Source organism: Okeania sp. SIO2B3 (assembly GCF_010672525.1).
Classification (GTDB): Bacteria; Cyanobacteriota; Cyanobacteriia; order Cyanobacteriales; family Microcoleaceae; genus Okeania.
Genome location: NZ_JAAHGH010000018.1, coordinates 50,004 through 74,068, shown reverse-complemented (window position 1 = coordinate 74,068; position 24,065 = coordinate 50,004). Strand labels below are relative to the sequence as shown.

Sequence of the window (24,065 nt, the reverse complement as noted above, 5' to 3'; positions counted from 1 at the left end):
GACATCTTATGAAAATACTGGGCCACAAAAAATATCCTGATCAGCAAAGATTATCTACAGCACTTGTAGCTTTCCTTTTGCTGTTTAATGCAGTGGGTTGTAGTCAAAACAAGTCCACTCCGGGAACCGATCTGGTTCAAACTCCAATAGAAAATATAGATGCAGTAAAACCACAAAGATTTGACGGGATTACCATTACGGTTGCTACCTACGAGAAACCTCACGGGGTAGGGGTTGAGCGTCGAGCGCGTGAGTTTGAAAAACTAACGGGGGCTCAGGTTAATATGGTTAAATTTCCTCTCCAAGATACTTTTCCATCCATACAGCGGGATTTTGTGAACAAAACCAACAAGTATGATGTGGTTGTTTTCTCTGCCAAATGGATGACGGATTTTGCCAAGCCTGGATATTTGGAAAATTTAACAGCTCGTGTCCAAGCAGATAGCCAACTAGAATGGGATGATATTGCACCCTTTTTCCGCAATTTTATTGCCACCTACAGAGAGCAAATCTATGGGGTTCTTGTGGATGGTGATTTTCACATGGTTTATTATCGCACAGATTTATTTGAAAAGGCGGAACTTGAGTCCCCAAGAACCTGGGATGATTATCTCGCTATTGCCAAACAATTTCACGGGCAAGACCTCAATGGTGATGGTATACCAGACTATGGTTCTTGTATACCTAAAAAGCCAAAAAACGTGAATGATCAGTTTTTTTGGTCTGTAGCAAGTCCGTTTCTCCAAAGTCAAGGAACAGAAGAAGGTGGATTTTTTGACGCTGAAACCATGAAGCCATTAGTCAATAACCAAGCCTTTGCCAGAGCACTAGATATTTATAAAGAAACAACTAAATACGCACCGCCAGAAGAATTAAGCTTAGATTTACAGGGAGCCAGAGCATTGTTCTTAAGTGGACGCTGTGCCCTAACTTTAGATTGGGGCGATACTGGCACATTAGCGATAGATCCAGCCATTTCCCAAATACCTGATCAAGTTGGTGCATCGATATTACCAGGTAGCAAAGAAGTTCTCGATCGCAATACTGGTAAATTAGTAGCCTGTGATAAATTTACCTGTCCCTATGCCATTGATGGCGTTAACCATGCTCCTTATGGTGCGATGGGTGGATGGGTAGGTTCAATTAATGCAGCGGCAAAACCAGAAGTTAAAGATGCTGCTTATGCACTGATTTCCTATATCAGCCAACCCGCACAATCTAATGTTGATGTCACTATTGGGATTACTGGTTTTAATCCTTACCGCATATCACAGTTTACTAATCGTGAAGCCTGGTTAGAAGCAGGAATTGGGGAAGAAGCAGCTAGTAAATACTTGGGTGGTATTTCTGTAAGTTTAAGAAATCCCAACATGGTATTAGATCTACGCATACCAGAAAATGCTCTCTACCAAAGAGAAATTTTGGATACTGCACTCGCCAGTTTTCTAACGGGTAAGATAACTCGCGATGAAACCATGGAACAAATTGAGCGAGAGTGGGAGGAAATTACAAATAAAATGGGGCGAGATTCCCAATTACAAGACTACCGAGACAGTTTAGGAGTCGAGTAATCAATTCAAAAATCAAAAGTCAAAAGTCAAAAGTAAGAATTTTCAAGTTAAAAGCTAATGCACAGTTTTAGATTTTCTCTTTTCCCTCCTTGTCTTCCTTGTCTTCCCTGTCTGGACACAGCCAAAAATAATGCACTATTTTAGGTAAAACGGTCCAGTAGGGTGCGTTAGCGATATCGAATAATCAATTCAAAATTCAAAATTATAACTTCTAGCTAAAGTCAGCTCAATTCAAAAATAATTATGAGTCAAAAGCAATCAATGTTTCGTTGGAATTTAAGTATCAAAATTGTGGCTGCTTATTCAGGCTTAATTGCTCTGATGGCGGGGATACTTACCACTACTCTTTACTGGCAGTTTCGTACAGCTAACCAGCAAGCAATGCGCGATCGCCTATTAGATTTGCTGAGTTTAACAGCGCCAGAAATTGACAGTGACTATCATTCCCTGGTTGTTACACCTAAAGATACTAATAAACCCTTCTACAAGATCAATCTCGAAGAACTCAAAACCGTTCAAGCAGCTAGTAAAGATGTCAACCGCATTTATACCCTGCGTCCCAAAAGCAACGGTCAATTTGCTTTTGTCTTAAATTTAGATTCCACCTCAAAATCATTAATATCTGTGGGACAAATAGCAGAGAATGTAACTCCGATTCTCTCAGCAGAAGGAAATACCCTATCCCAATCAAAGGTTGAAAACGATTTTGTGCAGAATACAGAAGGCAAAAACTTGTTATATGGATATGCACCGATTGAGGATCAATTTGGTCGCCTAGAGGGAATTTTAGCGATCGAATTAGATGCTACTTCAATCCTGCAATCTGAAAAAATTGCTGCTGGAATCGCTTTAGGACTTTTCCTGATAATTTTAGCATTGACGGTTGTTATGGTGCGGTGGTTAGCGCGGTCGCTCATTGTCGATCGAACCCTCCGCTTAAATGATGCGGCTAAAAAACTTGCAGATGGAGAATGGGATCAATCTTTATTAACTGAGAGTGATGATGAATTGGGAGAATTAGCTAATTCTTTTAATTACATGGCGGGGCAGCTACAAAACTCATTCCAAAAACTGGAAGAATACTCCCAAACTCTAGAACAAAAAGTCAAAGAACGAACTGTGGAACTAGAGCAAGCAAAATTAATCGCAGATTCTGCCAACCAAGCCAAAAGCACTTTCATTGCCAACATGAGCCACGAATTACGCTCTCCTCTCAACGCTATTCTTGGTTTTGCTCAAATTATGACTCGCTCGCAAACCCTGGGGCGCGAACATCAAGAAAATGTTGGCATTGTTTATCGTAGTGGCGAACATCTCTTAAGTCTAATTAACAACATTCTCGACCTTTCTAAAATTGAAGCAGGTAAAACTACTCTCAATCCGAAAAACTTCGACCTTCACCGTCTGCTAGATGACATTGATGATATGTTTAAAATCAAAGCGGAGGAAAAAAATCTCTACTTACTCATGGAGTATGAACCCGATCTGCTACGCTATGTCCGTACCGATCAAATTAAATTGCGCCAAGTGTTGATTAATTTGATTAACAACGGCCTCAAATTCACTCAATATGGTGGGGTTTCTATTCGAGCTTCCAATCTGAAAACTAATAGTCAAGATCAAGTGTTAGATGCTAATTCCTCTACACTTCATTTTGAAATTGAAGATTCAGGAGCGGGAATTGCTCAAGAAGAATTAGAACATCTTTTTCAAGCCTTTAGCCAAACCAAAACCGGAAAACAAGCTCAGGAAGGAACGGGTTTAGGATTATCTATCAGCTACCAATTTGTGCGTTTGATGGGAGGCGACATCAAAGTTAAAAGTGTCGTGGGGCAAGGCACAACTTTCCTATTTGATATTCAAGTTACTGAAGTAGCAGCCAGCGATATTGCCACACACCAGCCATCTCGGCGAGTTATTGCTCTAGAAGCTAATCAACCCAAATATCGTATTCTCATCGTTGATGATAAACCTATCAATCGTAAATTATTAATAAAACTACTTTCTCCCTTGGGATTTGAACTTCAAGAGGCAAGTAACGGTCAAGAAGCTGTTGATATATGGGATAAATGGGAACCACACTTAATCTGGATGGATATGCGGATGCCAGTGATGGATGGTTACGCTGCCAGCCAAATTATTAAATCTCACCTCAAAGGTCAAGCAACAGCAATTATTGCCTTGACAGCCAGCGTCCTAGAAGAAGAAAAAGCGGTAGTCATGTCCGCAGGATGCGATGATTTCTTGAGAAAACCTTTTCGAGAGGAAGAAATTTTTAAGGCGATGAATAGACATATTGGTGTCAAATATGTATATGAAGATTTAATTCCAGAAAATACGGCCAAAATATCAACAAAAGAGGTTTTAACCCCAGAGGTAATGGCAGAAATTCCCACTGAAATTTTAGCCCAACTTGAAGAGGCAGTGATCTGTTCTGATGAGGACTTAATTGCCATGCTAATCAAACAAATTGCTACTCATAATGATGCTTTGGCTCTGGCACTAAAAACTTCTCTGCATAACTTTGAGTATGAAAAAGTGTTGAGCTTAATTTCAGCAACAAAAATAGGCGGGGAGTAGTTAAAATGAATTATACCCAAGAGCAAATCATTGTTATTGATGATACCCCAGCCAATTTACATGTACTTAGCAGTCTGTTAAAGGAAAATGGCTATTTGGTGCGATCGTTTCCTAGTGGAAAATTGGCTTTAGCATTTATTGAAAAATTTTCTCCTAGTTTGATTTTGCTGGATATTAAAATGCCAAATATGGACGGGTACGAAGTTTGTCAACATCTCAAAGCCAACGAATTGACTTGCGATATTCCAGTGATTTTTATTAGTGCTTTAGATGAAGTAATGGATAAACTCAAAGCTTTTACTGTGGGAGGAGTGGATTATATTACGAAACCATTTCAAGCCGAGGAAGTTTTAGCTCGCATTTCTACTCATTTAGAACTCACTCGCCTGCAAAAACTTCTGAAACAAGAAAATTATATGCAAGCTCAACAACTAGCAGAACAAAATAGACAACTCCAGCAGGTGAATCAGGAATTAGAAAAAGCTAATAAGGAACTGAATAAAAAATACGATGAACTCAAACAAGCCCAACTCACTATTATTCAAAGCGAGAAAATGGCTACCTTGGGGAATCTCGTGGCGGGAGTAGCCCACGAAATTAACAATCCCGTGGGGTTTATTTCTGGTAACTTAGATTGCGCCACTGAATACATTCAAAATTTAATTGATTTATTGCAGCTTTATCAACAAGGATTAGATTGGAAGAGCGAAACAACTCAAGATAAAATTGAGGAGATAGAATTAGATTATCTGATAGAAGATTTGCCAGAAATGCTCGAATCAATGAGACAAGGAACTAATCGCATTACCGAGATTAGCAAATCTATGAAAACCTTTTCTCGTAGTGATACAATAGCGAAAGTTCCATTTAACATCCATGATGGCATAGATAGCACTTTATTAATTCTCAGACACCGACTCAAAGCTAATGAACTTCGCCCAGAAATAAAAGTAGTAAAAAACTATGGAAATTTGCCAGAAATAAACTGCTATCCCGGACAACTAAATCAAGTATTTATGAATTTAATTGCTAATGCTATTGATGCTTTGGAAGAAGGTAATTCTGGGAAAAATTTTCAGGAAATCAAAGCATCACCAAATCAGATTACTATTACCACGGAAATTGAGGATGAAAAACAACAGGCAATTATCCGCATAGGAGATAATGGTATAGGTATGAGTGAGGAGGTGAAAAAGAAAATATTCGAGCATTTATTTACAACCAAAGTAGTAGGAAAAGGAACGGGATTAGGTTTATCAATTTCTCGGCAAATAGTAGAAGAAAAACATGGAGGTAAAATTACTTGTACTTCGGAATTAGGAATAGGAACTGAGTTTGTCATTACTTTGGCTCAAAAATAAGGTAGAGTCAGGCGAAAGCAAGTTTTCAAACCTTTTAGCTATAGTTATAGTTAGTCGCTTTTTTTGTTAATAGAGCGCACCGCTGTAGATAGAGAACTCTGATATTGTGCTTCTAAAAAAATATATACAACTTTTAAGAGCGATCGCCCTTTAAGGTCTTCTGGGACAATGTGGCGAACGGTAGGTTTAACAGATGTGAACATTAAGTATTGCTCCTTGAGGATAATTGCTGATACTTAATGAGTATATGTACCAGAAAATGTGAAAAAAAGGTAGAGAAAAGTTGGAATTTGATACAATTCTATAAGAAATTTGAAATCTTTCGTTACATTTGTTGACAAAATGTCGAGTATATCCTTTTGGTTTTTGTTAATAAAAGTTAAGGGGATTTGTATAGAAAATAATTTGGGATGAGGGTATAAATTTTCAATTACCTGATGATGAGAGATAGGATGTTTAATTAGTTTTGCTTATGAATTTAATAAGACAGGAGTTATATGATGTTCGGTTGAATGGTTATAAATAACGAGGAAGAAATCAGAAGTCAGGAGGGCAAAAGAAGAAGCTTTTTTATCACTAATTATCCGGATGTAATATTACACCTTTTGGATTAATATCTAAGGTTGTAGCGATAGGTAATTGCGATAGAACTCCGTTCCGCTACGCGATCGCTGATGCTACAATTTTAAGAAACTTTTCACAATTACCATTTTCATATCTTGAGATATGATCGCATTAGTCTAGCTTGAGAATAGGAATTTATGCTCACCTTTGTGGAGACATACTTCTAAGTTTTATTCCTCGGGATGATATAGGCTTTAAAATTTATGGTTGGAATTAATGGATTTCTCGAATTTGCTTTGTGTTTCATATATTCTTAGGAATTTTTATTCCTTTCCTCTTGATTTGGTTGATAGGTACAACTTATAAAAAACGTAGTAAATGAGAACTATGAAAAATACGAAAATAATTAGTATACTTGGTGCTGGTACCATGTTAATCTCGGTTTTTGCTATTGGGTGTAAAGATTCGACTTCATATCAGACATCTCCCCCTGTTGTTGATATAACACCAGAGCCGACAGCTACCCCTGTTGTTAATCCAACATCATATCCGACACCTCCCCCTGTTGATTATACAAAATCAGATCAGACACCTCCCCGTATTGTTGATAGAACAATTGTAATTAGCCCTGGTTTTGGTGATCCAAAAATTAAATTTGGTTATCTTAATGATGAAGAATCAGAATATGATTATGAAAACAACTGTAACGAAGGCAGAACAAACATAACTCCTAACAGAGAGCCAGATCACATAGCAATATTAAAAGATGACTTTGATAAGTCCATCATCACAGTAAAAGTAAAAACTTTAGAAGAGGTAAATCCTTGGATTCTTATTAAAGCTGTAGGAGAAGAAAACATAATTTGTGAGCAAGATGATGAATCTGATTTAACATATTTTAGTCATCAAGCCACTGATACAATCAAAGCAGGTATTTATATGGTTTGGATAGGAGATACAGAAGAAAATAATGATAAAATACTATATAAAGTAGAAGTGACTGAAGAGCCGACTCTCGAAGTAATATTATCTCCAGTTGAATAGTTATAATTAAAGTTTGTAGTTGGTCTTGAGCCAGAACTTTAGATAGGGCTGAGACCTTTACTACAAACCAGATGCTTTTTTATCACTGATTATCCGGACATGATATAATTTATAGTGCTTTTCAGATTGATAAACCACATCGTCACAACAAAACCCTGTAGGGGCGAACGGCCGTTTTGCTAACGCAAAGCTCCGCTTTTCATGTCGGCGACAGTCGAAACGCTGGCGCGGCGACATGAAACGCCTCTACTGTGGTCTACCCAAATTAAAACCTCTGTAATAGCCTATCCCAGATGCTAAAGCTTATCCCAAAAGTTTTTCAGGTTGCTTGTCATCCCTTAGAAAATTTATACTTTTTTGGCTTGTCTCCAATGATATTTATAAACTTTTCTAAGAAACTTCTTCTCTTCTAAGGGAAGATTATCTGGAAGATAATCTGGCGAGTTTAGCTCATATTTTTTTTCGTAATATTCGACAAACTTTTTATTAGTCTTGGCCAGAAGTTGTTTGAATTCATTATCACTTACACTTATAAAATGTTTTCGGAGCAAACTATTTAATTGAATAATTCCCCGATTATCATCAGTAGTCTTATACTTTCTCAAAAGTGATAATTCGTATAATTTATCACATAGGGGTTTGACTTCTGAAAGCTCCAAATCCCAAATTATTGCGATAACAGAGAAAGGAATATCTAAATCTGCTGAAAAGATAAATAAGGAGTGAAAGTATTCTTTTTCTTTTTTATTAAGCTTAAAACTTTGCTTTATATTGTTTGTTTGAAAACTTTCCCTTGCAAACAATTGACCGCCCTCATTATCCTGCCACCACCGATTTTCTTCCTCACCATTCGCTGGCTGCGAAATCAAATAAACCAAATCTTCACGCTTAATTTCTACAAGCGCTTCTGGAAGTTCGTCAAAGCGACTGCGATTTTCCAGCCACTCTAGGATTTTTTCACATTCACTACCCGCTGGCCAACGATTCTGGTCTCGGGGAGGAATCTCAAAGTACAAAGCAAGGTCTTTATGACTGTCACCAAGTTTCGTGCAAAATTTAAACTTATTTACCATTTTGTGCAACTATGGAGTCTGAAATTTCTACTAAATTGACATTACAGGACTAAAACTATGAAATCATATCAACTAAATCTTCACGCTCAATTTCTATTAGCGCTTCTGGAAGTTCGTCAAAGCGACTGCGATTTTCCAGCCATTCTAGGATTTTTTCACATTCACTACCCGCTGGCCAACGATTCTGGTCTTGAGGAGGAATCTCAAAGTACAAAGCAAGGTTTCTATAACTGTCGCCAAGTTTTTGGCAAAATCTATATTTGCTCTTAATTTTTGGTTGTCCTGAAGATTTATCTGTTTTTTCCATTGTTTTTACCTCTCTATAACCACTAGACAACTGCTTAGGAGTTCCAGACTTTTCAGATGCTTCCGAGGGAAATCCAAACAATTGACCGCCTTCATTATCCTGCCAGCGCAGATAAAGCACCGGGCGATACCACTGATTTCCTTCCACACCCATCGCTCCCCGCCCCTGACTCACCGCCACCGCTAGAGAATTTTTCTGTCCCAGGGAACGATAAAACTGTTCCGTAAATTTAGTCGCACTGTCAACCATCACAGAATACTGCATTGCCACCACCGCAGGCACCCGATGAGCAATCAGATTTTGAGCAGCACCATTAAATATCGACTCTCCCGCTATTACCCTTCCTGAATGACAAGCACTCAATACCACTAGCACCACTCCCCCTGTTTGACTGTCGCCGTCACTCAAACCAAACTGATGCAGCAGAGTACCCAATTCTCTAGCACTAATATAATCAGCATCTCCATCCTCATCCTCAAACACCAAATATCCTTGAGCTGAAGGCAACTCAGTCCCACACTTTCGGCATTGTTGCGCTTTCGTTCCTGCATTCATCGCCCCACATTCAGGGTTAGGACAAGGTTTACCGAACAAACCATGTCCGTCAAAATGCAGTACATGGGGTGCTTTATCCCCTGGATGTTCGGTGAGATAAGTTCTTAATTCATCAAAAGTCGCTTCCTTCAGTTGTTCCAGAGAAATATCTCCCCTCTCACTAGCAGTTTTAAACCCCTTAAGAATAGCTTTTTGTTCCTTCTTAGAAAGCATTCCCAGGTTAAGTTCTGCATCAGACGCTCCAGAGGAAACCAATAAAACATTCAGTTTTTCTGCTGTGGGTAAACTAGGAGGAACCGCTTGATAGGCAATATATCGGGAAAACTCAACTTGGTGATGACAGAGAAAATATTTATTGTACAATAGTTCCCAAGGATAATCTGCTAGTCGTGTTTTCTGCACCACATCCGCTTCCAGTTTCAACCGCACCACCAGTTTAGTAGATTTAGACTCAGCTAAAGTGATAGACTGCTGCAAGAGTTGTTCTACTCTACTACCTTGAGGAAACAGAGCGTTATAGAGTGCTTGACCAATGTTAACCAAATAATTAGGATGGAAAGTCGAGCGATCGCTCCCTAAAATTCCCGCTTTTATCATCCATTCCTGTTCGCCCTCTGCTGAAAAAGACTCAGAGTTGAAACTAGAAATATCCAAAGTTCTAATAACAGTAGTGCGCCAGTCGCGTTCGACATCCAAAAAAGGTAATGATGACTTACTTTCTCCCTCACCCGCAGGAGACTGAGTGACTATTACTTTAAACTCAGTGGGGTTGTCAAGAGGTGAGAGATATAACTCCAGAAGTTCCATAGGTCTATTTGTTTCCTCTTATTATTCAAGCGGTTGACCTTTAGTAGTAGCCTTAACATTTTTTTCCAACAGTTCTGACCAACGTTCCGGATGCTGCTTTTTATAAAAGGCCAAAAGCTGTTCTCTATTCAAAAGAGGAGATAATTTGACCTTAACTTTCTGGACATCATCGCGACTGCCACCGCCTCCCATTTCCAGAACATATATTTTAATTCCTGCTTTTCCTTCTTTTTTCACTGTCACCTGTAATTCCAATTCCACAGAATCAACTGCAAAAATAGGAATATCTGTTTCGCTATCTGGCGACTCGGTAAGTAATTCCTGTTTGACTTGTTGAATCAACTCCGCTACTCCAATGGAATTTTCGTTACTCATATTTTTTTTGTAGATTGATTGACGAGGATATTTTCTTATACAGTAAGAGGTTTTCCTCATCCGGATTTTATCCAAGCTGGGGTTTTATGGTTCCTTAGTCTACCTGATAGAAACCATTTGGTATGTATGCGATCGCCAACCTCCTAAGCATCAGTCGGATAAAACAAAGATTAGTCTTAACAGCAAATTCCAAACATAAGAAGTACAGATATTAATAATTAAATATTCCCAGGCATCTTGCCCGCAATAATGTACCTCATAACAGTGGAAAGTGCTGTATAACAAATATTTATGCAGTTTAGAATAGCAATCCTAAATAAATTGTGAAAAAAAACTGTAGGGAGGTTTTGCTGACGCAAAGCTCCGCTAACGCTGCGCGACATGAAACGCATTTTTGTTATGCAAGGTCTCTACTGGGTTATCATTTTTTCTATATGGTTCATTGACCTAAAAACTGCTGTCAGATAAAACTATCAAATCAAAGGAGCGATCGCTATGACTATGACTATTGCCAAGTGGACAGTTGCCGAATATCATCAAATGATTGCAGCAGGAATATTAGTGGAACGCTGTGTGGAATTATTGAATGGAGAAATTGTATAAATCGCACCAGAGGGAGAATTTCATGCTTATACCAGTGATGAAGCAGCAGAATATTTGATATATCTGTTGGGGGAACGCGCTAAAGTCCGTCAAGGTAAACCTATTACTTTACCACAAAATAATTCTGAGCCTGAACCAGATATTGCAATTGTACAACGTTTAGGTAGAAATTATCGCGAACATCACCCCTATCCAGAAAATATATTTTGGTTGATATAATATTCTAATTCTACTTTGAGTAAAGATTTGGAGGTGAAAAGTAAGATTTATGCTGCGGTAGGTATTCCAGAATATTGGGTAATTAATTTGCAAAATTGGGAAGTTGTGGTATTTCGTTCTCCTACTAATACAGGTTATAATTCCCAAGAAATTTTGAGTCAGGGGGTAATTGTAACGTTGGGGTCTAGGGAACTGGAGGTTTCAGTCGAGAGATTATTTGGGGAGTAGTTTGGGAGGCGATCGCTTCCCAACTTTAGGGAATGTTTTTTTCCATTCAAAACTTTGTACTGTCCAGTTAACTAGAATAATTTAGGAAAAGTCAAGGAATTGTTCGCAATGCTTTAGCCAAAGCATCGTTATTTTCCCTGAGACCTTCATAGAAAAATAACACTTCTCCATTAACCCCTAAAGAACGATTATAAGCGATCGCCTCCAAAAGATAATCTACACTAATTCGATAAGAGCCAATTTTAATTAAAATCCCTGGAAACAACTTGCTTAATTGACTACAAGTAAACTGCTGTTTCACTAACTGTTGCACAAGAGATTTGTAACTAGCAAAGTCACGACGGTAAAGTTGAGGGTGAATAATATCGACAATTCCTTGATTTATCCAAGTGGGGTAGTCTTGTAAATATTCATTCAAACTCCACTTGTAAAAACTGGGAGCCATTGAAACTAAAAGTTCAGGCTTAATTGCTTTCACTTCCCGATGTAAACGAGTTAAAAAATTTGTCAAAATATCTGCACGCCATTGTAACCATTTGTGATGTTTATGGTTTCGGGGTGGATGACAAGAAAATTGCTGACGATAACGTTCCACTGTTTTAGCATCATAGCCACCTTCTGAAGGAAATGCTGGCATTCGGTCGTCTCCCTGGATGCCATCAATGTCATAATTTTTCACAACTTCCAATACTAGATCTATCAGAAAATTCTGCACTTGCTCATCCAAAGCATTCATCCACTCAAAACCATTTTTTACCAATAAATTCCCCTTGCAGTCACGAGCTGCCCATTCTGGTTTTTTTGCTAGAAGTAACCCTCCATTTTGTTTGTAAGAGCTGACAAACCCGTATTCAAACCAAGGAATAATTTTAATACCGACTCGCCGTGCTTCTATAATTACTTCTGCTAAGGGGTCGCGGTCTTTGTATTGCGGGTCTATCTTTCTACCAAAAATTCTCTGCATCAGTTGACTGGGGTAGAGAGTAAATGCTTTATTCCAGACCACCGGAAATACAACATTAAATCCTGTTTCAGCAAGAAAGTCCATTGCTTCTGCGATATTATCTCTGGAATGGAGGACTTTACTATCAACATTTGTGAGCCAGATACCGCGTAATATCATGTTTGGTTGAATAGTTATTATTTGGTTGAATAGTTATTATATAGTTGGGAGTAGGGAGTAGGGGAGATTGAAGTAATTTATAGAATTATCAACATATATTATATAACCGGATTTTATATAATTCCATAAATTGAAGTAAGGGAGTGCGTCACGAAAAGCTTGGGTTGCTTATCTCCTTTCCGTTCCAGAATGCTCTGCAAACGCCCAAAGCTGACCGCTGAACTGCTGAAGTGTTAAACGCTTTTTAACAGTTACTTCTTAATCATTCTTAATGTAAATTCCGATCCATTCATTTTAATCTATAGAAATAGGCAATAAATTTCTAAATTTCTGTAGGAATTGATACGCCAAGTTGTATAATTTAGTATTGGTAAGGAAAATTTAACATGAGTGTAAACCTAGCAACTCAATTGCGTGAAGGAACCAAAAAATCTCATACAGATGCAGAAAACGTAGGTTTTGTCAAGTGTTTTTTAAAAGGTGTTGTAGAAAAGAAGTCCTACCGGAATTTAGTTAAGAATCTTTACTTTGTTTATTCCGCAATGGAAGAGGAGATGCAACGCCACCAGGAACATCCAATCCTTTCCCAGGTTTATTTTGCAGAGCTAAACCGTAAACAGAGTTTAGAGAAAGACCTACAGTTTTATTATGGTGCTGGTTGGCGCGATCAAGTTGCTCCTTCTGCTGCGGGTGAAGCTTATGTACAGAGAATTAGAGAAATTTCAGAAAAAGAACCAGAATTGTTAGTAGCTCACTCCTATACTCGCTACTTGGGAGATTTGTCTGGCGGTCAAATTCTCAAGAAAATTGCCCAGAGAGGTATGAATTTAATTGATGGGGAAGGTACTGCTTTCTATGAGTTCCCAGAAATTTCTGATGAGAAAGCATTTAAGAATATGTATCGTCAGAGGATGAATGATTTACCAATCGATCAGGCAACCGCAGATAGAATGGTTAATGAGGCGAATGCAGCTTTTGACATGAACATGAAAATGTTCAATGAACTAGAAGGTAATTTAATCAAGGCGATCGGTATCTTGTTGTTCAATACTTTAACTAGAAGACGTAGTTCAGGTAGTACAGAGTTAGCTACTGCTGCTGAATAATAACGGTTCATTGGTTAATATTTCTATCTTAGTAGAAAGAATACTTTTAAGTTGTATTTTAAATGTTGGGGGTTTGATGGCTGCATGTGCACTCACCAAGTCTCCAACATTTTGCTTTTGAACAGGAGTCTGGAGAGGCATCTTATATCAAATCTGGTTGAACACTTATTATATAGGGTTTGCGCTTCACTAGTCTTATGGGTGAGGGTAGGGGACAGCTATACTGGAGACAACCCACCCGCGGGCCCCTCCCAGGAGGGGAGGGGAAGACAGGAGAAAAGGGAATGAACGAGGAGGTCGGAGTAAGAATTGTCCCTTGATTGTTCTGCCCAACTATGCCCCTAAAATACGCTCCTTTTTGAGCGTGAAGAGCTGAAACAGGCGCACTTTTTACAAGCCCCAAAAAGGCACTTACCTTTATCTGTCAATACTTTTAGATTTAATCACCAAGCCCTATATAGTTGGGGGGAGTAGGGAACCCACCCCTAATATAGAATCTGGTTGAATAGTTATTGTATAGCTGGGAGTAGGGGAGTGGGGGAGATTAAAGGCTTGAAGTAATATAGAATTATCAACATATACTATTATATAATAACCGGATTCTATATAACCCCTCCCAGGAGGGGAATGTGGGGCTAGGGGGAGATTGAAGGCTTGAAGTATAGTTATAAACATATACTATATAACCGGATTCTATATTATACCGTTTCACTAAAGTCAAAAGTAAAAAATAAGAAGTCAGAAGTCAGAAGTCAGAAGTCAGAAGTAATATTTTACAGCAGATTCCGTGGTATATGAAGTACAGAGATTAACAATTAAGAGATTAACAATTAAATGAATGCAAGTGCGGGCAAGATGCCCGCGACGGGTGTACCTCACGCTTAGTAGAATCTGCTGTAAGTACTTAAAACTTCCATTATACAGTAATTTCAGCTTATTATTTTACTTCATCAGTTACCAACTATTTGTGACATTTTTGAAGTGAATTGGTATTAGTAACATTTATCAAAAACTTTTCTAAATTTTCTTGAGCGGGGGAGTCGGGAAGTGGGAGAATGGAGGGTGTGGCTTTCTCCCTCCACACTCCCCACCCTATGAATCAATTACACAACGTGGCTGGATTTGATATGATGTGCCATATTTTGAAATCCTCCCGACGTTGGGCTATGGGACAATGCGGGATTCCTAACCATCGCGCTCTTAGGGCTTTCTGCTGCCTCTTGCAGAGGAGCTGCCCTAACAATGCACCCGCCTCCAAGGTCGAACCTCTTTCCGGTCTTACGGTCGCTCCACAGTACGTCGCCAATCCGACGGCTCCCCTAGACACTGCTAGCCTAGTAGCCTTAAATTAACTATTATAGCACACGCTGTGAGAAAACAGCAACATTGATTGGTTTTTCTTCCGGAATGCTGCGCAAATATCCCGACGCTCCCGTAACCCGAGAGCGGGGGTCTTCAACCAAAGTTGAGATAAATCTGAAAAATTGCATTTTTTGGACTTATTAGGTTAATTTGCGATAATTGTTGTAGCAGTTAAACTGGTAATGTAGCTACACAAAAATTAGGAGGATTTTTAATATGGCATTTTATAAGATTCTTATAGTTGATGATGACCAGGCAATCAGAACCTTAGTTCATCGTTTTTTAACTAAGCAAGAATATCAAGTAGAGTCTGCACAAGATGGTACAACCGCTTTTGTTGTATTTAAAGAATTTCAACCAGACTTAGTTGTTTTAGATATAAATCTACCAGATACTACTGGTTTTCAGCTTTGTCAGGAAATGCAGAGTTACAATGATGTATTAGTACTGATGTTGAGCAGTCTATGTGATGAAGAAGCTAAAGTTCTAGCTTTTCAGTTAGGTGCTGACGGTTATCTCACAAAACCATTTAGTTTAGTAGAATTAAATGCTCGTATTAGAGCAATGTTTAAACGTCAAAGATTACCCTCTAATAAAAATTTCGATCAGCTTGTATTTGGGGATTTAGTAATAAATAATACTACTAGAGAAGTAAAATTCAAGAATAAAATTGTTTCTTTAACTAACAAACAATTTGATTTATTATTTTTGATGGCTAATCGACCAGGCTATGTTTGGAAACGCTTAGAATTGTTGGTTAAAGTATTTGACAGTGAAAATCAAGTATTTGACAGTGAAGATCCTATTTGGATTGGAAGTAAAAACGTTTGTGATGTACATATTAGTCAAATTCGTAAAAAAATTAAAGGCTGTGGTTGTAATTTTGAGTATATAAAAACTATTTTTAAAGTTGGTTATAAGTTTGAAGTGCCAGGCAAAGATGATTTGATACAGGAATAACTAAATTCTTTCTATTATGTTTCCTTGGTAATATTCCAAATAAATTGCTAATATTCCATATAATAGTTCTTAATGATTTTCATTAATAAGCAACTGTAATTATCATACCTAACTTATACCAATTCACTCACTTTAAAGATGTCACAAATAGTTTAGCTCCTTTAAATGTTAAATAATTTCCTGAAATTACTTTAGCATCAAAATTTTGAGCTGATAAAATCTTAATGCATGACTTTTGACTTATAACTTCCGTGAAACGGTATTACAACCTACTGCCTTCCCACATTCCCAATAACTGTGCTTCACTCAACTGCTCGATCCCCAACTTTTCGGCTTTTTGTAACTTAGAACCTGGATCTTTTCCTACCACAACAAAATCAGTCTTAGAACTCACCGTACTCGTCACTTTACCACCAGCAGTTTCAATCAAACTTTTTGCCTCATCCCGCTTCAAGGTTGGTAAAGTTCCCGTTAACACAAAAGTTTTACCTGCTAAAAATGCACTTTGCTCTTTTGCCACATTGCCTGTATCTGTTCTTACCTCCATGGTCACTCCACCATTATTCAGACGTTTCACCAATTCTTGATTAGCTGATACCTGAAACCACTGTTCAACTGATTGAGCAATTTCTGGACCAATTCCATAGACTGCTTCAATATCTGTCGCCTTTGCTTGTGCCAACTGTCCTACACTAGAAAACTTCTGAGTTAATAACTCTGCATTCACGCTACCCACATGACGAATACCTAAACCATAAAGCACCCGCGCCCAAGATTTGCTTTTAGAAGTAGCGATCGCATCCACCAATTTACTAGCAGATTTTTGTCCCATGCGTTCGAGGGAAGTCAAACTTTCGACTTTCAAATCATATAGATCCCCTACTGACTCAACTAAACCACTATTTACCAACTGCTGTACCAATTTTTCCCCCAAACCATTAATATCCAGAGCGCCCCTAGAGGCCCAATGTACCAAGGAACCCCGAAGAATAGCGGGACATGAAGCGTTGATACACCTCGTTACTGCCTCATCGGTAGGTTTGACAACAGGTTGACCGCATTCTGGACAGTGGGTAGGCATTTGAAATAGTTGGGCATTTGTGGGACGTAGTTCTGGCAAAACTCGTACTACTTCTGGAATAATTTCTCCAGCTTTGCGGACTATTACTGTGTCTCCAATATGTAAATTTAGTTCCGCGAGGCGATCGCTATTATGCAGGGAAGCTCTTTGTACGGTTGTACCTGCTAACTGGACAGGTTTTAATTCTGCCACAGGGGTAAGTGCCCCAGTGCGGCCTACTTGAATTGTGACTGCTTCGACAATAGTCGGGACTTCTTCAGCAGGATATTTAAGAGCGATCGCCCACCGAGGAAATTTTTGAGTAAATCCTAATTTTTTTTGTATTGGCAAAGAATTAAGTTTAACTACAACTCCATCGGTTAAATAGGGCAATTTTTTTCGTTCGGTATCCCAATATTGATAGTATTTTTGAACATCATTTAAAGATGAACAAATTTGACGATTAGGATTAACTTTAAAGCCTAATTTTTGTAGTAATTCTAAATATTGCCATTGGGTAGAAAATTGAGATAATTCTGAATTAATTTCCGAGTTTATATAAAGTGTATAAGCGAAAAAATCTAGTCGGCGTTGAGCAACTATTTTTGAATCTAACTGTCGCAAAGTACCTGCTGCTGAATTACGAGGATTAGCAAATGGTGGTTCTCCTATTTTTTCTCTTTCTGCGTTGATACTTTCAAATACATTAATTGATAAAAAAGCCTCACCTCGAACTTCTATTATTGAGGGTGGATTATCTATTTTTAGTTTTAAGGGAATACTTTTAATTGTTTTGACATTTTGAGTAATATCTTCTCCTCTAATTCCATCTCCACGAGTAGCACCTCTGACTAATAAACCATTTTCATAAGTTAGAGCTAAAGCAGAACCATCAATTTTGAGTTCACAAACATAATCTACCGTATCAGAATGGGGGTCGATTTCTATTTGACGTTGCCAACGTTCTTGCCAATTTTTTAATTCCTCAATATTAAAAGCATTTTCCAGACTATAAAGAGGAATATTATGCTCAATTGATATAAATTTAGTTGCTGGTTTTTCTCCCACTCTTTGGGTAGGACTATCTGGAACAATTAATTGAGGATATTGGGTTTCTAATTCTTGTAATTCTCGAATTAGGCGATCATAAACAGTATCTTCCATAATAGGGTTATCAAGGACATAGTAAGCATAGCCAGCTTCTTGAAGTTTATGCCTCAATTGTTGAGCACGCTGCTCTAATTCTGGTGTTAACTTTGCCATCTTTTTTCTCCTTATATCATGTATCTTTAAAATACCCACAAAAAAAAATTAAGGGAACAGGGAACAGGGAATAGGCAACAGGGAAAACTTTTTTATTATGGCTAATTAATGACACTTGATATTAGAGCCAATTTTGATCGTATTCTCAATTTTAGGGAATAGGGAATAGGGAATAGGCAACAGGAAAAAATTTATCAGAGAAAACTTTTTTATTATGGCTAATTAATGCCACTTGATATTAGAGCCAATTTTGATCGTATTCTCAATTTTAGGGAATAGGGAATAGGGAATAGGCAACAGGAAAAAATTTATCAGAGAAAACTTTTTTATTATGGCTAATTAATGACACTTGATCTTAGAGCCAATTTTGATCGTATTCTCAATTTTAGGGAATAGGGAATAGGGAATAGGCAACAGGGAAAAATTGACCGGGGAAAACTTTTTTATTATGGCTAATTAATGACACTTGATATTAGAGCCAATTTTGATCATATTCTCAATTTTAGGGAATAGGGAATAGGGAATAGGCAACAGGCAACAGGGAACAATTTATCAGAATCATGTCCGAATAATTAGTGATAATTAGCCATCGAAAAACTTTTTCCTTTTCCTCCTCTTCCTTCTTCCTTCTTCCTTCTTCCTTCTTCCTTCTTCTTTTTTCATACCTTAATTCAGCAATACCGAACTTTATAGCAGTGACTTACTATCGCCAAAACTAACTCAAATAACATCAAATTTGAATCACATAGGTTAATTATATTGATTGATAGTTTGTTTGTAAAAATCCTGTTTTTTCTAGTTATAAATTCAAGCCTAAAAAATCACTGAATTTCTTTTTCTTAACTGGTGTTGTTCTTGAAATATCTCCATTCGTGTAACTGTTATTCTGAGCATCTAGTAATTTTGTACCATTCGTTTTTTCCTTTGGTTCATGTTCTACCTGAAACACATTTGCATAAAGGTTAGCAATAATTTGTTTGCCACTTTGAGTCAATTCTAAATAATTAATAGCTGCCGGAATATAAGGATAAACCCCATCCCAATAAAATTTTGCATAGCTACGTCTTAGATCCGCTGGAGATTTATAACCCAAAACTTTATTAGTGCCAACCTCTTCAAATTCATAGAATAAAGCACTAATTTTCAGCAAATAATTAGGGTCACTTAATTGACCGATTAAATCTGCTGCTCTTGATAATCCAGAAAAATTATTTCTATCTTGATGAGTTTCTGCCTTAGGAATAGGAAAACGAGTTAGTTCAATATTACGTTTAATTTGATCTGCATCAATTAGTCGATGACCACCAAAACGTTCATCTATTACTAATTTACCTCGATCCACATGATAAGGAGTAAGACTAGCTGAAGTAGCACCATCTGCCAAAGAAACCATTCCATCATTTATTCCTGTAGCATACAAACTTAATAATTCTTGGTCCTCTCGGCAAACTCCTTTAACATAACCAATATCGTGGCACAATAATGAAATAATATAATGTAACCAATCTTCAGGAGACACCCCACCTTCACGAATATGCTTACCCCGCAAAATTTCTTGCCCAACAAGAGTAACCAACATTGTATGTTCAACATTGTGATATAAAGCATCACAGTTAGCAATATTTTCCAGAGCCATATTTCCTGCCCAGGCAATAATTTCTGGATAGTTTGGCTTAAAACCACCATAAGTACGATGGTAGCCTGCTTGTAACTCTTTTACGAAAGCATTTATTAATATTTCTGTTGCATTTAACATTATATTTATTTGCACTCCAGTATTAAGTATTATTCTAATAGCTCGATCTATGTCATTAGCTATTAATTTGTCAATTCATAAATTCATGATTCACTAGCTTTTCTCATTACTTGCAAGTCTGAATACCAAAAAATAATTTTTTTAGTTTTGATTGTTATTATCTACTTAGTTTAAAATTAGCAGAAATCTATGACTTCGCCAAGATAATTTCTCAAATAAGGACATTGAGATTCATCAGAAATAGGAATAGACCTTTAGAAGAGTCCTTTAAACTTATAATATAGGCAAACTTAATTGATTCAATAAGGGAGTAACTATTAGACATCTCCAGAAAAGTGGCAACAGGCAACAGCTCCGGAAGGCAACAGGTAACCCACCCCTAACCCCTCCTGGGAGGGGAATAATTGATAATTTATGGATAAGAATTGATTTTATTTTTTATTTTTACCAGATGTCTATTAACAACACCTCAGACTTCTATATAATACTAAATCCAGTTTATTGAGTATCCTTTTATATACATGGGGAGACAGGGTATAGGGAAGATGAGGAGAGGGTTAAATCTTATAATCCTTAAAATATCTTTAATAATCGGATTTGGTATAAACTAGAATGAATCACAAGACACAAGACAGGAGTAAGAATAAATTAGTGGGCAATCAAACTTAAGACCAGCAAATATGATGACTTATTTGCTGAAGGTCTTAGATGCATAGGAATTAAAAATCACGACTCCTGACTAGTAAATCTCGCCAATCTGAAAGTACCCCAATATCCTCTTTAAAAAATCACTTTAATTATGACCAGGTTTATTAGGCTCTGACAAAAATAACCAAGCAATTCTTTTAGGGTTGCACATTATGGAATAATATTGCCAAAAATTAGTTTAAACTTTGACAGGACTTACGCAAGGACACTATATATAGTGTTAATCTTTAAAGCTCTCTCTAGATTTGCGGTCTAAACTCCATTTCCCTTGGCGATATAGCTGTCGCACTTGCTCCGCCAACACCTGAGCCACAAAATTATCATTAACTGAAAAATTAGATTGAGTATATTGTAGGTTCTCTGGTATGATTATAATTTCAAATAAAATATATTTTTATGAATAGTTTTTAATAGACTTCAATTATATAAAATATTGTCAGTATCTAATAAGTAGTCAGAAAAATTACACTCTGACAAACCTGGCTGACAATCTAGAAAAAGTTAGCCACGATAGCGTAGCTTTGCGTCAGCAATCAAATTAATCGTTACTTGAAAAATATTGATTTAGGAACAGAAATGTTGTGGGAAAATGTCAGAGAAGAAATTGTAACTACTGAAGATGGTTATTTAATTTTTGATGACAGGGTTCTGAATAAAAAGTATTCCCATGCATATTGAGCTTGTTCGGCGTCAGTATAGTGGTAACGAACATAGGGTAGTGCGTGGAATAGGAATAGTTAATTGTTGATATTTTAATCCTCAAATAGAACGTTTCTGGATAGTAGATTATAGGATTTATAAAGAGCGAAAGTGATGAAAAGAGTAAAATAGATCATGTAGAAGATATGATGATTGATGTAGTAAAAAAGAAGAAAATACCAGTAAAAACAGTATTAATGGATAGCTGGTATCCAACCAAAAGACTCATGGCCTTAATAGATAACTTAGGTAAAGTTTACTATTGCCCGTTAAAAAGCAACCGTTTAGTAGACGATACAGGGAGTGTAAAAAAATATCAAAAACTGGAAGAATTAACATCGAATGAGGAGGAATTAGTCTATACGAAAAATTATTAAGATTAAAGGTTTTCCGATAGATAAAAAAGTCAGATCCCATACGGGCTACTCTTTCTACAAATACCAACAGAATATATTGTTACTAATTACCTCAGTCATCAGAGTACAGATGACGTTGAGTTTGAAATTCGCGCCTAGATGGAAAATAGAGGAGTTTCATAGAGAAATTAAACAACTAACAGGGCTTGAGTTTTGGATTGGGTCGTCGGGCAAAAATCCCAAAGAATCATATTGCTTGTACCATGTTAGTCTGGAATCATTTGAAAAAAATGGCAAAGATTTTGGGGATAACTATTTATCATCTGAAACATCAATTATTATCCAAATATAAGCGTATCTGAACTTAAATATCCTACAATTAAAATGACAGTTATTTAGGTTTTTATTGACAAAGGATAAAACTAAAAATGTTAGGCGATCGCTATAATTTTTATAAGAGTTAGCGGAGCTTTGCGTCAGCAATCGCTCTATTTGACATACGCTATATATAGTGTCTTTGCGTAAGTCCTGTTTGACTAAAAACAACCTAATATTAATTATTCTAGCAATTGATTAATCCAAAATCCAATTCAATCTAAAATCATTAGTCACTGTGGAATGCCATTATTTTGAATAGTGTATTTGTCAAATATTATCCCTATTAACTATTACTGAACAGGCGAATAAAAATATAATTAATAGATTATGTATAGCAAGGAACACTGGCTCCAGAAACAGTGGTAAAAACATTTCCCTGTCTAAAAATCATTATCATATCAAATCTGCTTATACAGTTATCTCACTTTCTACTTCCATTAAATACAGACATAAAATGCCGGAATATCCCAAGATTTTTCCCACTCTCATCCTGACTTTCTCACTACTTTCTCCTGACTCCTGACTCCTGAATTATACGATAACTAATTATCCACATATTATATCACTTTATGTCCTAACCTATCTATTCTATACTATTACTATAAATATAAATAATAATTCACAAAGAAGTTATTCGGTAAAGTTTTATGGTCACGGCAACAGAAGAAGACCTTTTTAACGGTGTAATCGATCCAGTTGATTTTTTTGGGCCTTTGATTGATGAATCAATGCCAGGAGGAGGTAACGATCCGAATGGAGGTGGTAATAGCAATGGCGGTAGTAATGGCACAAGCACCGATGGAAGTGGGAGTTCTGGAAATCAATTTAATGAAATTCTCGGTACAGAAGAGGAAGAGAGTATCAACGGTACAGCAGGAGCAGACCTGATTATGGGAATGGGAGGTCGAGATTCTATAGAAGGTAGAGGGGGAGGAGATAGAATTTTTGGAGAGGGAGATGATGATACTTTACTCGGAGGTGCAGGTAATGATTCTCTACTCGGCGGTCAACAACAGGATTCTATTCTAGGTGGTGATGGTAGCGACACATTGTGGGGCGGTAGGAGTAATGACTCTCTATTTGGTGAAGAAAATGAAGATACACTTTATGGTAATAGAGGCAATGACTGTCTTTTTGGTGGTTTAGAAGATGATAGCCTCTTGGGAGGTAAAGAAGATGATTCTCTAGATGGAGGTGAAGGTGATGATACTCTAGTAGGCGAGCGCGACTCTGATACTTTAACAGGAGGAACAGGAGAAGATTTATTTGCTATTAGTGAAAACACAGGTGGTCTTAATCCATCAGATGCAGATATTATTACAGACTATAACCCTGAAGAAGACGATCAAATTGGATTAATTAATGGTTTGGAGCGTAGTGACATAGAATTTGAGACAACTGTTGTGGGTGGAGAAAATAGTGTAGCTATTAGGTTGAGGGATGATGAAGAAGATTATCTGGCAATAGTGCTGAATGTTGCAGAAGGCGATCTTGACTTTACTATTATCTAAGGAAGGCAGAAGGGAAAGAAAGGTTCAAAGAGAGAAGGTTTTTTATGACTAATTATCCGGACATGATATGATATCATGCTTCTTTAAATATCCATAAATAAAATTTATTAGGGATTAGGGAGTAGGGAGTAGGGAGTAGGGGGAAATTTGATAGATTCTCAAGATAATTGATGAAGATCATTAATATTTACGTCTAATTAGGGTTTGCTGATTAAATCTAAAAGCATTGACATATAAAGGTTGAGCGCATTTTTTAGTTAAAAAAAAGTCCAAGCTTAATGGTCATAATGGTTCAAAAAATTAGCATTTTAGGCGCATAGTTGCGCAGGATAATCAAGGGATGATTCTTCCTCCTACCTCCTCTATAATTCCCATTTCTCCCCTCCTGGGAGGGGTTAGGGATGGGTTCTCCTGTCTTCTTCTCCTGGGAGCAGGGCTGTTTCAAAGTATTGTAGATAACGATGAGCGGGAGAACGAGAGTAATGGGCATAGTTAA

Annotated in this window: 16 protein-coding genes and 1 pseudogene; 10 read left to right on the top strand and 7 right to left on the bottom strand. The window is 37.2% G+C overall.

What is annotated here, in order from left to right; all coding sequences use genetic code 11:
• Positions 1-8 precede the first annotated feature (8 nt).
• The 3 genes from F6K15_RS16265 to F6K15_RS16255 all read left to right on the top strand — a co-directional run bounded on the left by F6K15_RS16265 (position 9) and on the right by F6K15_RS16255 (position 5,512).
• Positions 9-1,571, top strand: a complete 1,563-nt coding sequence (locus F6K15_RS16265) for an ABC transporter substrate-binding protein (protein ID WP_293062424.1) — start codon at positions 9-11, stop codon at positions 1,569-1,571.
• Positions 1,572-1,814: 243 nt separating this feature from the next.
• Positions 1,815-4,151: an ATP-binding protein gene (locus F6K15_RS16260; RefSeq protein WP_293062422.1), complete on the top strand. Its 2,337-nt coding sequence runs from the start codon at positions 1,815-1,817 to the stop codon at positions 4,149-4,151.
• A 5-nt stretch (positions 4,152-4,156) separates the two neighbouring features.
• Positions 4,157-5,512, top strand: coding sequence for a response regulator (locus F6K15_RS16255; RefSeq protein WP_293062420.1), 1,356 nt, complete (start codon positions 4,157-4,159; stop codon positions 5,510-5,512).
• 50 nt (positions 5,513-5,562) lie between these two features.
• Here F6K15_RS16255 and F6K15_RS16250 read toward each other — a convergent pair whose 3' ends face one another.
• Positions 5,563-5,715: a hypothetical protein gene (locus F6K15_RS16250; RefSeq protein ID WP_293062418.1), complete on the bottom strand. Its 153-nt coding sequence runs from the start codon at positions 5,713-5,715 to the stop codon at positions 5,563-5,565.
• Between the two features lie 748 nt (positions 5,716-6,463).
• Between F6K15_RS16250 and F6K15_RS16245 the strand changes: the two genes are divergently transcribed.
• Positions 6,464-7,120, top strand: coding sequence for a hypothetical protein (locus F6K15_RS16245; protein ID WP_293062416.1), 657 nt, complete (start codon positions 6,464-6,466; stop codon positions 7,118-7,120).
• Between the two features lie 347 nt (positions 7,121-7,467).
• On the opposite strand, the gene F6K15_RS16240 is transcribed toward F6K15_RS16245, so the two are convergent.
• The 3 genes from F6K15_RS16240 to F6K15_RS16230 are packed head-to-tail and all read right to left on the bottom strand — an operon-like array spanning position 7,468 to position 10,237.
• Positions 7,468-8,193, bottom strand: coding sequence for a hypothetical protein (locus F6K15_RS16240; protein ID WP_293062414.1), 726 nt, complete (start codon positions 8,191-8,193; stop codon positions 7,468-7,470).
• Positions 8,194-8,248: 55 nt separating this feature from the next.
• Positions 8,249-9,862 (bottom strand): CHAT domain-containing protein, encoded by a 1,614-nt coding sequence (locus F6K15_RS16235; RefSeq protein ID WP_293062412.1) that lies wholly within the window; start codon positions 9,860-9,862, stop codon positions 8,249-8,251.
• A gap of 21 nt (positions 9,863-9,883) precedes the next feature.
• A complete protein-coding gene (locus F6K15_RS16230) occupies positions 9,884-10,237 on the bottom strand; it encodes a trypco2 family protein (RefSeq protein ID WP_293062411.1) in 354 nt (117 codons plus the stop codon).
• Between the two features lie 669 nt (positions 10,238-10,906).
• On the opposite strand from F6K15_RS16230, the gene F6K15_RS38410 reads away from it, so the two are divergent.
• Both F6K15_RS38410 and F6K15_RS38405 read left to right on the top strand, forming a co-directional pair.
• Positions 10,907-11,059 carry a hypothetical protein gene (locus tag F6K15_RS38410; protein ID WP_363268085.1) on the top strand — a complete coding sequence of 51 codons (153 nt, stop codon included), beginning with the start codon at positions 10,907-10,909 and terminating at the stop codon, positions 11,057-11,059.
• A gap of 15 nt (positions 11,060-11,074) precedes the next feature.
• Positions 11,075-11,287 (top strand): Uma2 family endonuclease, encoded by a 213-nt coding sequence (locus F6K15_RS38405; RefSeq protein ID WP_363268083.1) that lies wholly within the window; start codon positions 11,075-11,077, stop codon positions 11,285-11,287.
• 91 nt (positions 11,288-11,378) lie between these two features.
• Here the strand turns inward: F6K15_RS38405 and F6K15_RS16220 are convergent, their stop codons facing one another.
• Positions 11,379-12,410: a glycoside hydrolase family 10 protein gene (locus F6K15_RS16220; RefSeq protein ID WP_293062409.1), complete on the bottom strand. Its 1,032-nt coding sequence runs from the start codon at positions 12,408-12,410 to the stop codon at positions 11,379-11,381.
• 386 nt (positions 12,411-12,796) lie between these two features.
• On the opposite strand from F6K15_RS16220, the gene F6K15_RS16215 reads away from it, so the two are divergent.
• Entirely contained in the window at positions 12,797-13,516 is a 720-nt protein-coding gene (locus F6K15_RS16215) for a heme oxygenase (biliverdin-producing) (protein WP_293062407.1), read from the top strand.
• 1,578 nt (positions 13,517-15,094) lie between these two features.
• Positions 15,095-15,838, top strand: coding sequence for a response regulator transcription factor (locus F6K15_RS16210; RefSeq protein ID WP_293062405.1), 744 nt, complete (start codon positions 15,095-15,097; stop codon positions 15,836-15,838).
• 262 nt (positions 15,839-16,100) lie between these two features.
• Here the strand turns inward: F6K15_RS16210 and ligA are convergent, their stop codons facing one another.
• Both ligA and F6K15_RS16200 read right to left on the bottom strand, forming a co-directional pair.
• Positions 16,101-18,161 (bottom strand): NAD-dependent DNA ligase LigA, encoded by a 2,061-nt coding sequence (gene ligA / locus F6K15_RS16205; protein ID WP_293062403.1) that lies wholly within the window; start codon positions 18,159-18,161, stop codon positions 16,101-16,103.
• Positions 18,162-18,960: 799 nt separating this feature from the next.
• A complete protein-coding gene (locus F6K15_RS16200) occupies positions 18,961-19,917 on the bottom strand; it encodes an Npun_R2479 family HD domain-containing metalloprotein (RefSeq protein ID WP_293062401.1) in 957 nt (318 codons plus the stop codon).
• A gap of 1,118 nt (positions 19,918-21,035) precedes the next feature.
• On the opposite strand from F6K15_RS16200, the pseudogene F6K15_RS16195 reads away from it, so the two are divergent.
• Both F6K15_RS16195 and F6K15_RS16190 read left to right on the top strand, forming a co-directional pair.
• Positions 21,036-22,079: pseudogene (locus F6K15_RS16195) on the top strand (IS701 family transposase).
• A gap of 626 nt (positions 22,080-22,705) precedes the next feature.
• On the top strand, positions 22,706-23,569 hold the full coding sequence (locus F6K15_RS16190) for a calcium-binding protein (protein WP_293062400.1): 864 nt from the start codon (positions 22,706-22,708) through the stop codon (positions 23,567-23,569).
• The last annotated feature ends 496 nt before the right edge of the window (positions 23,570-24,065 follow it).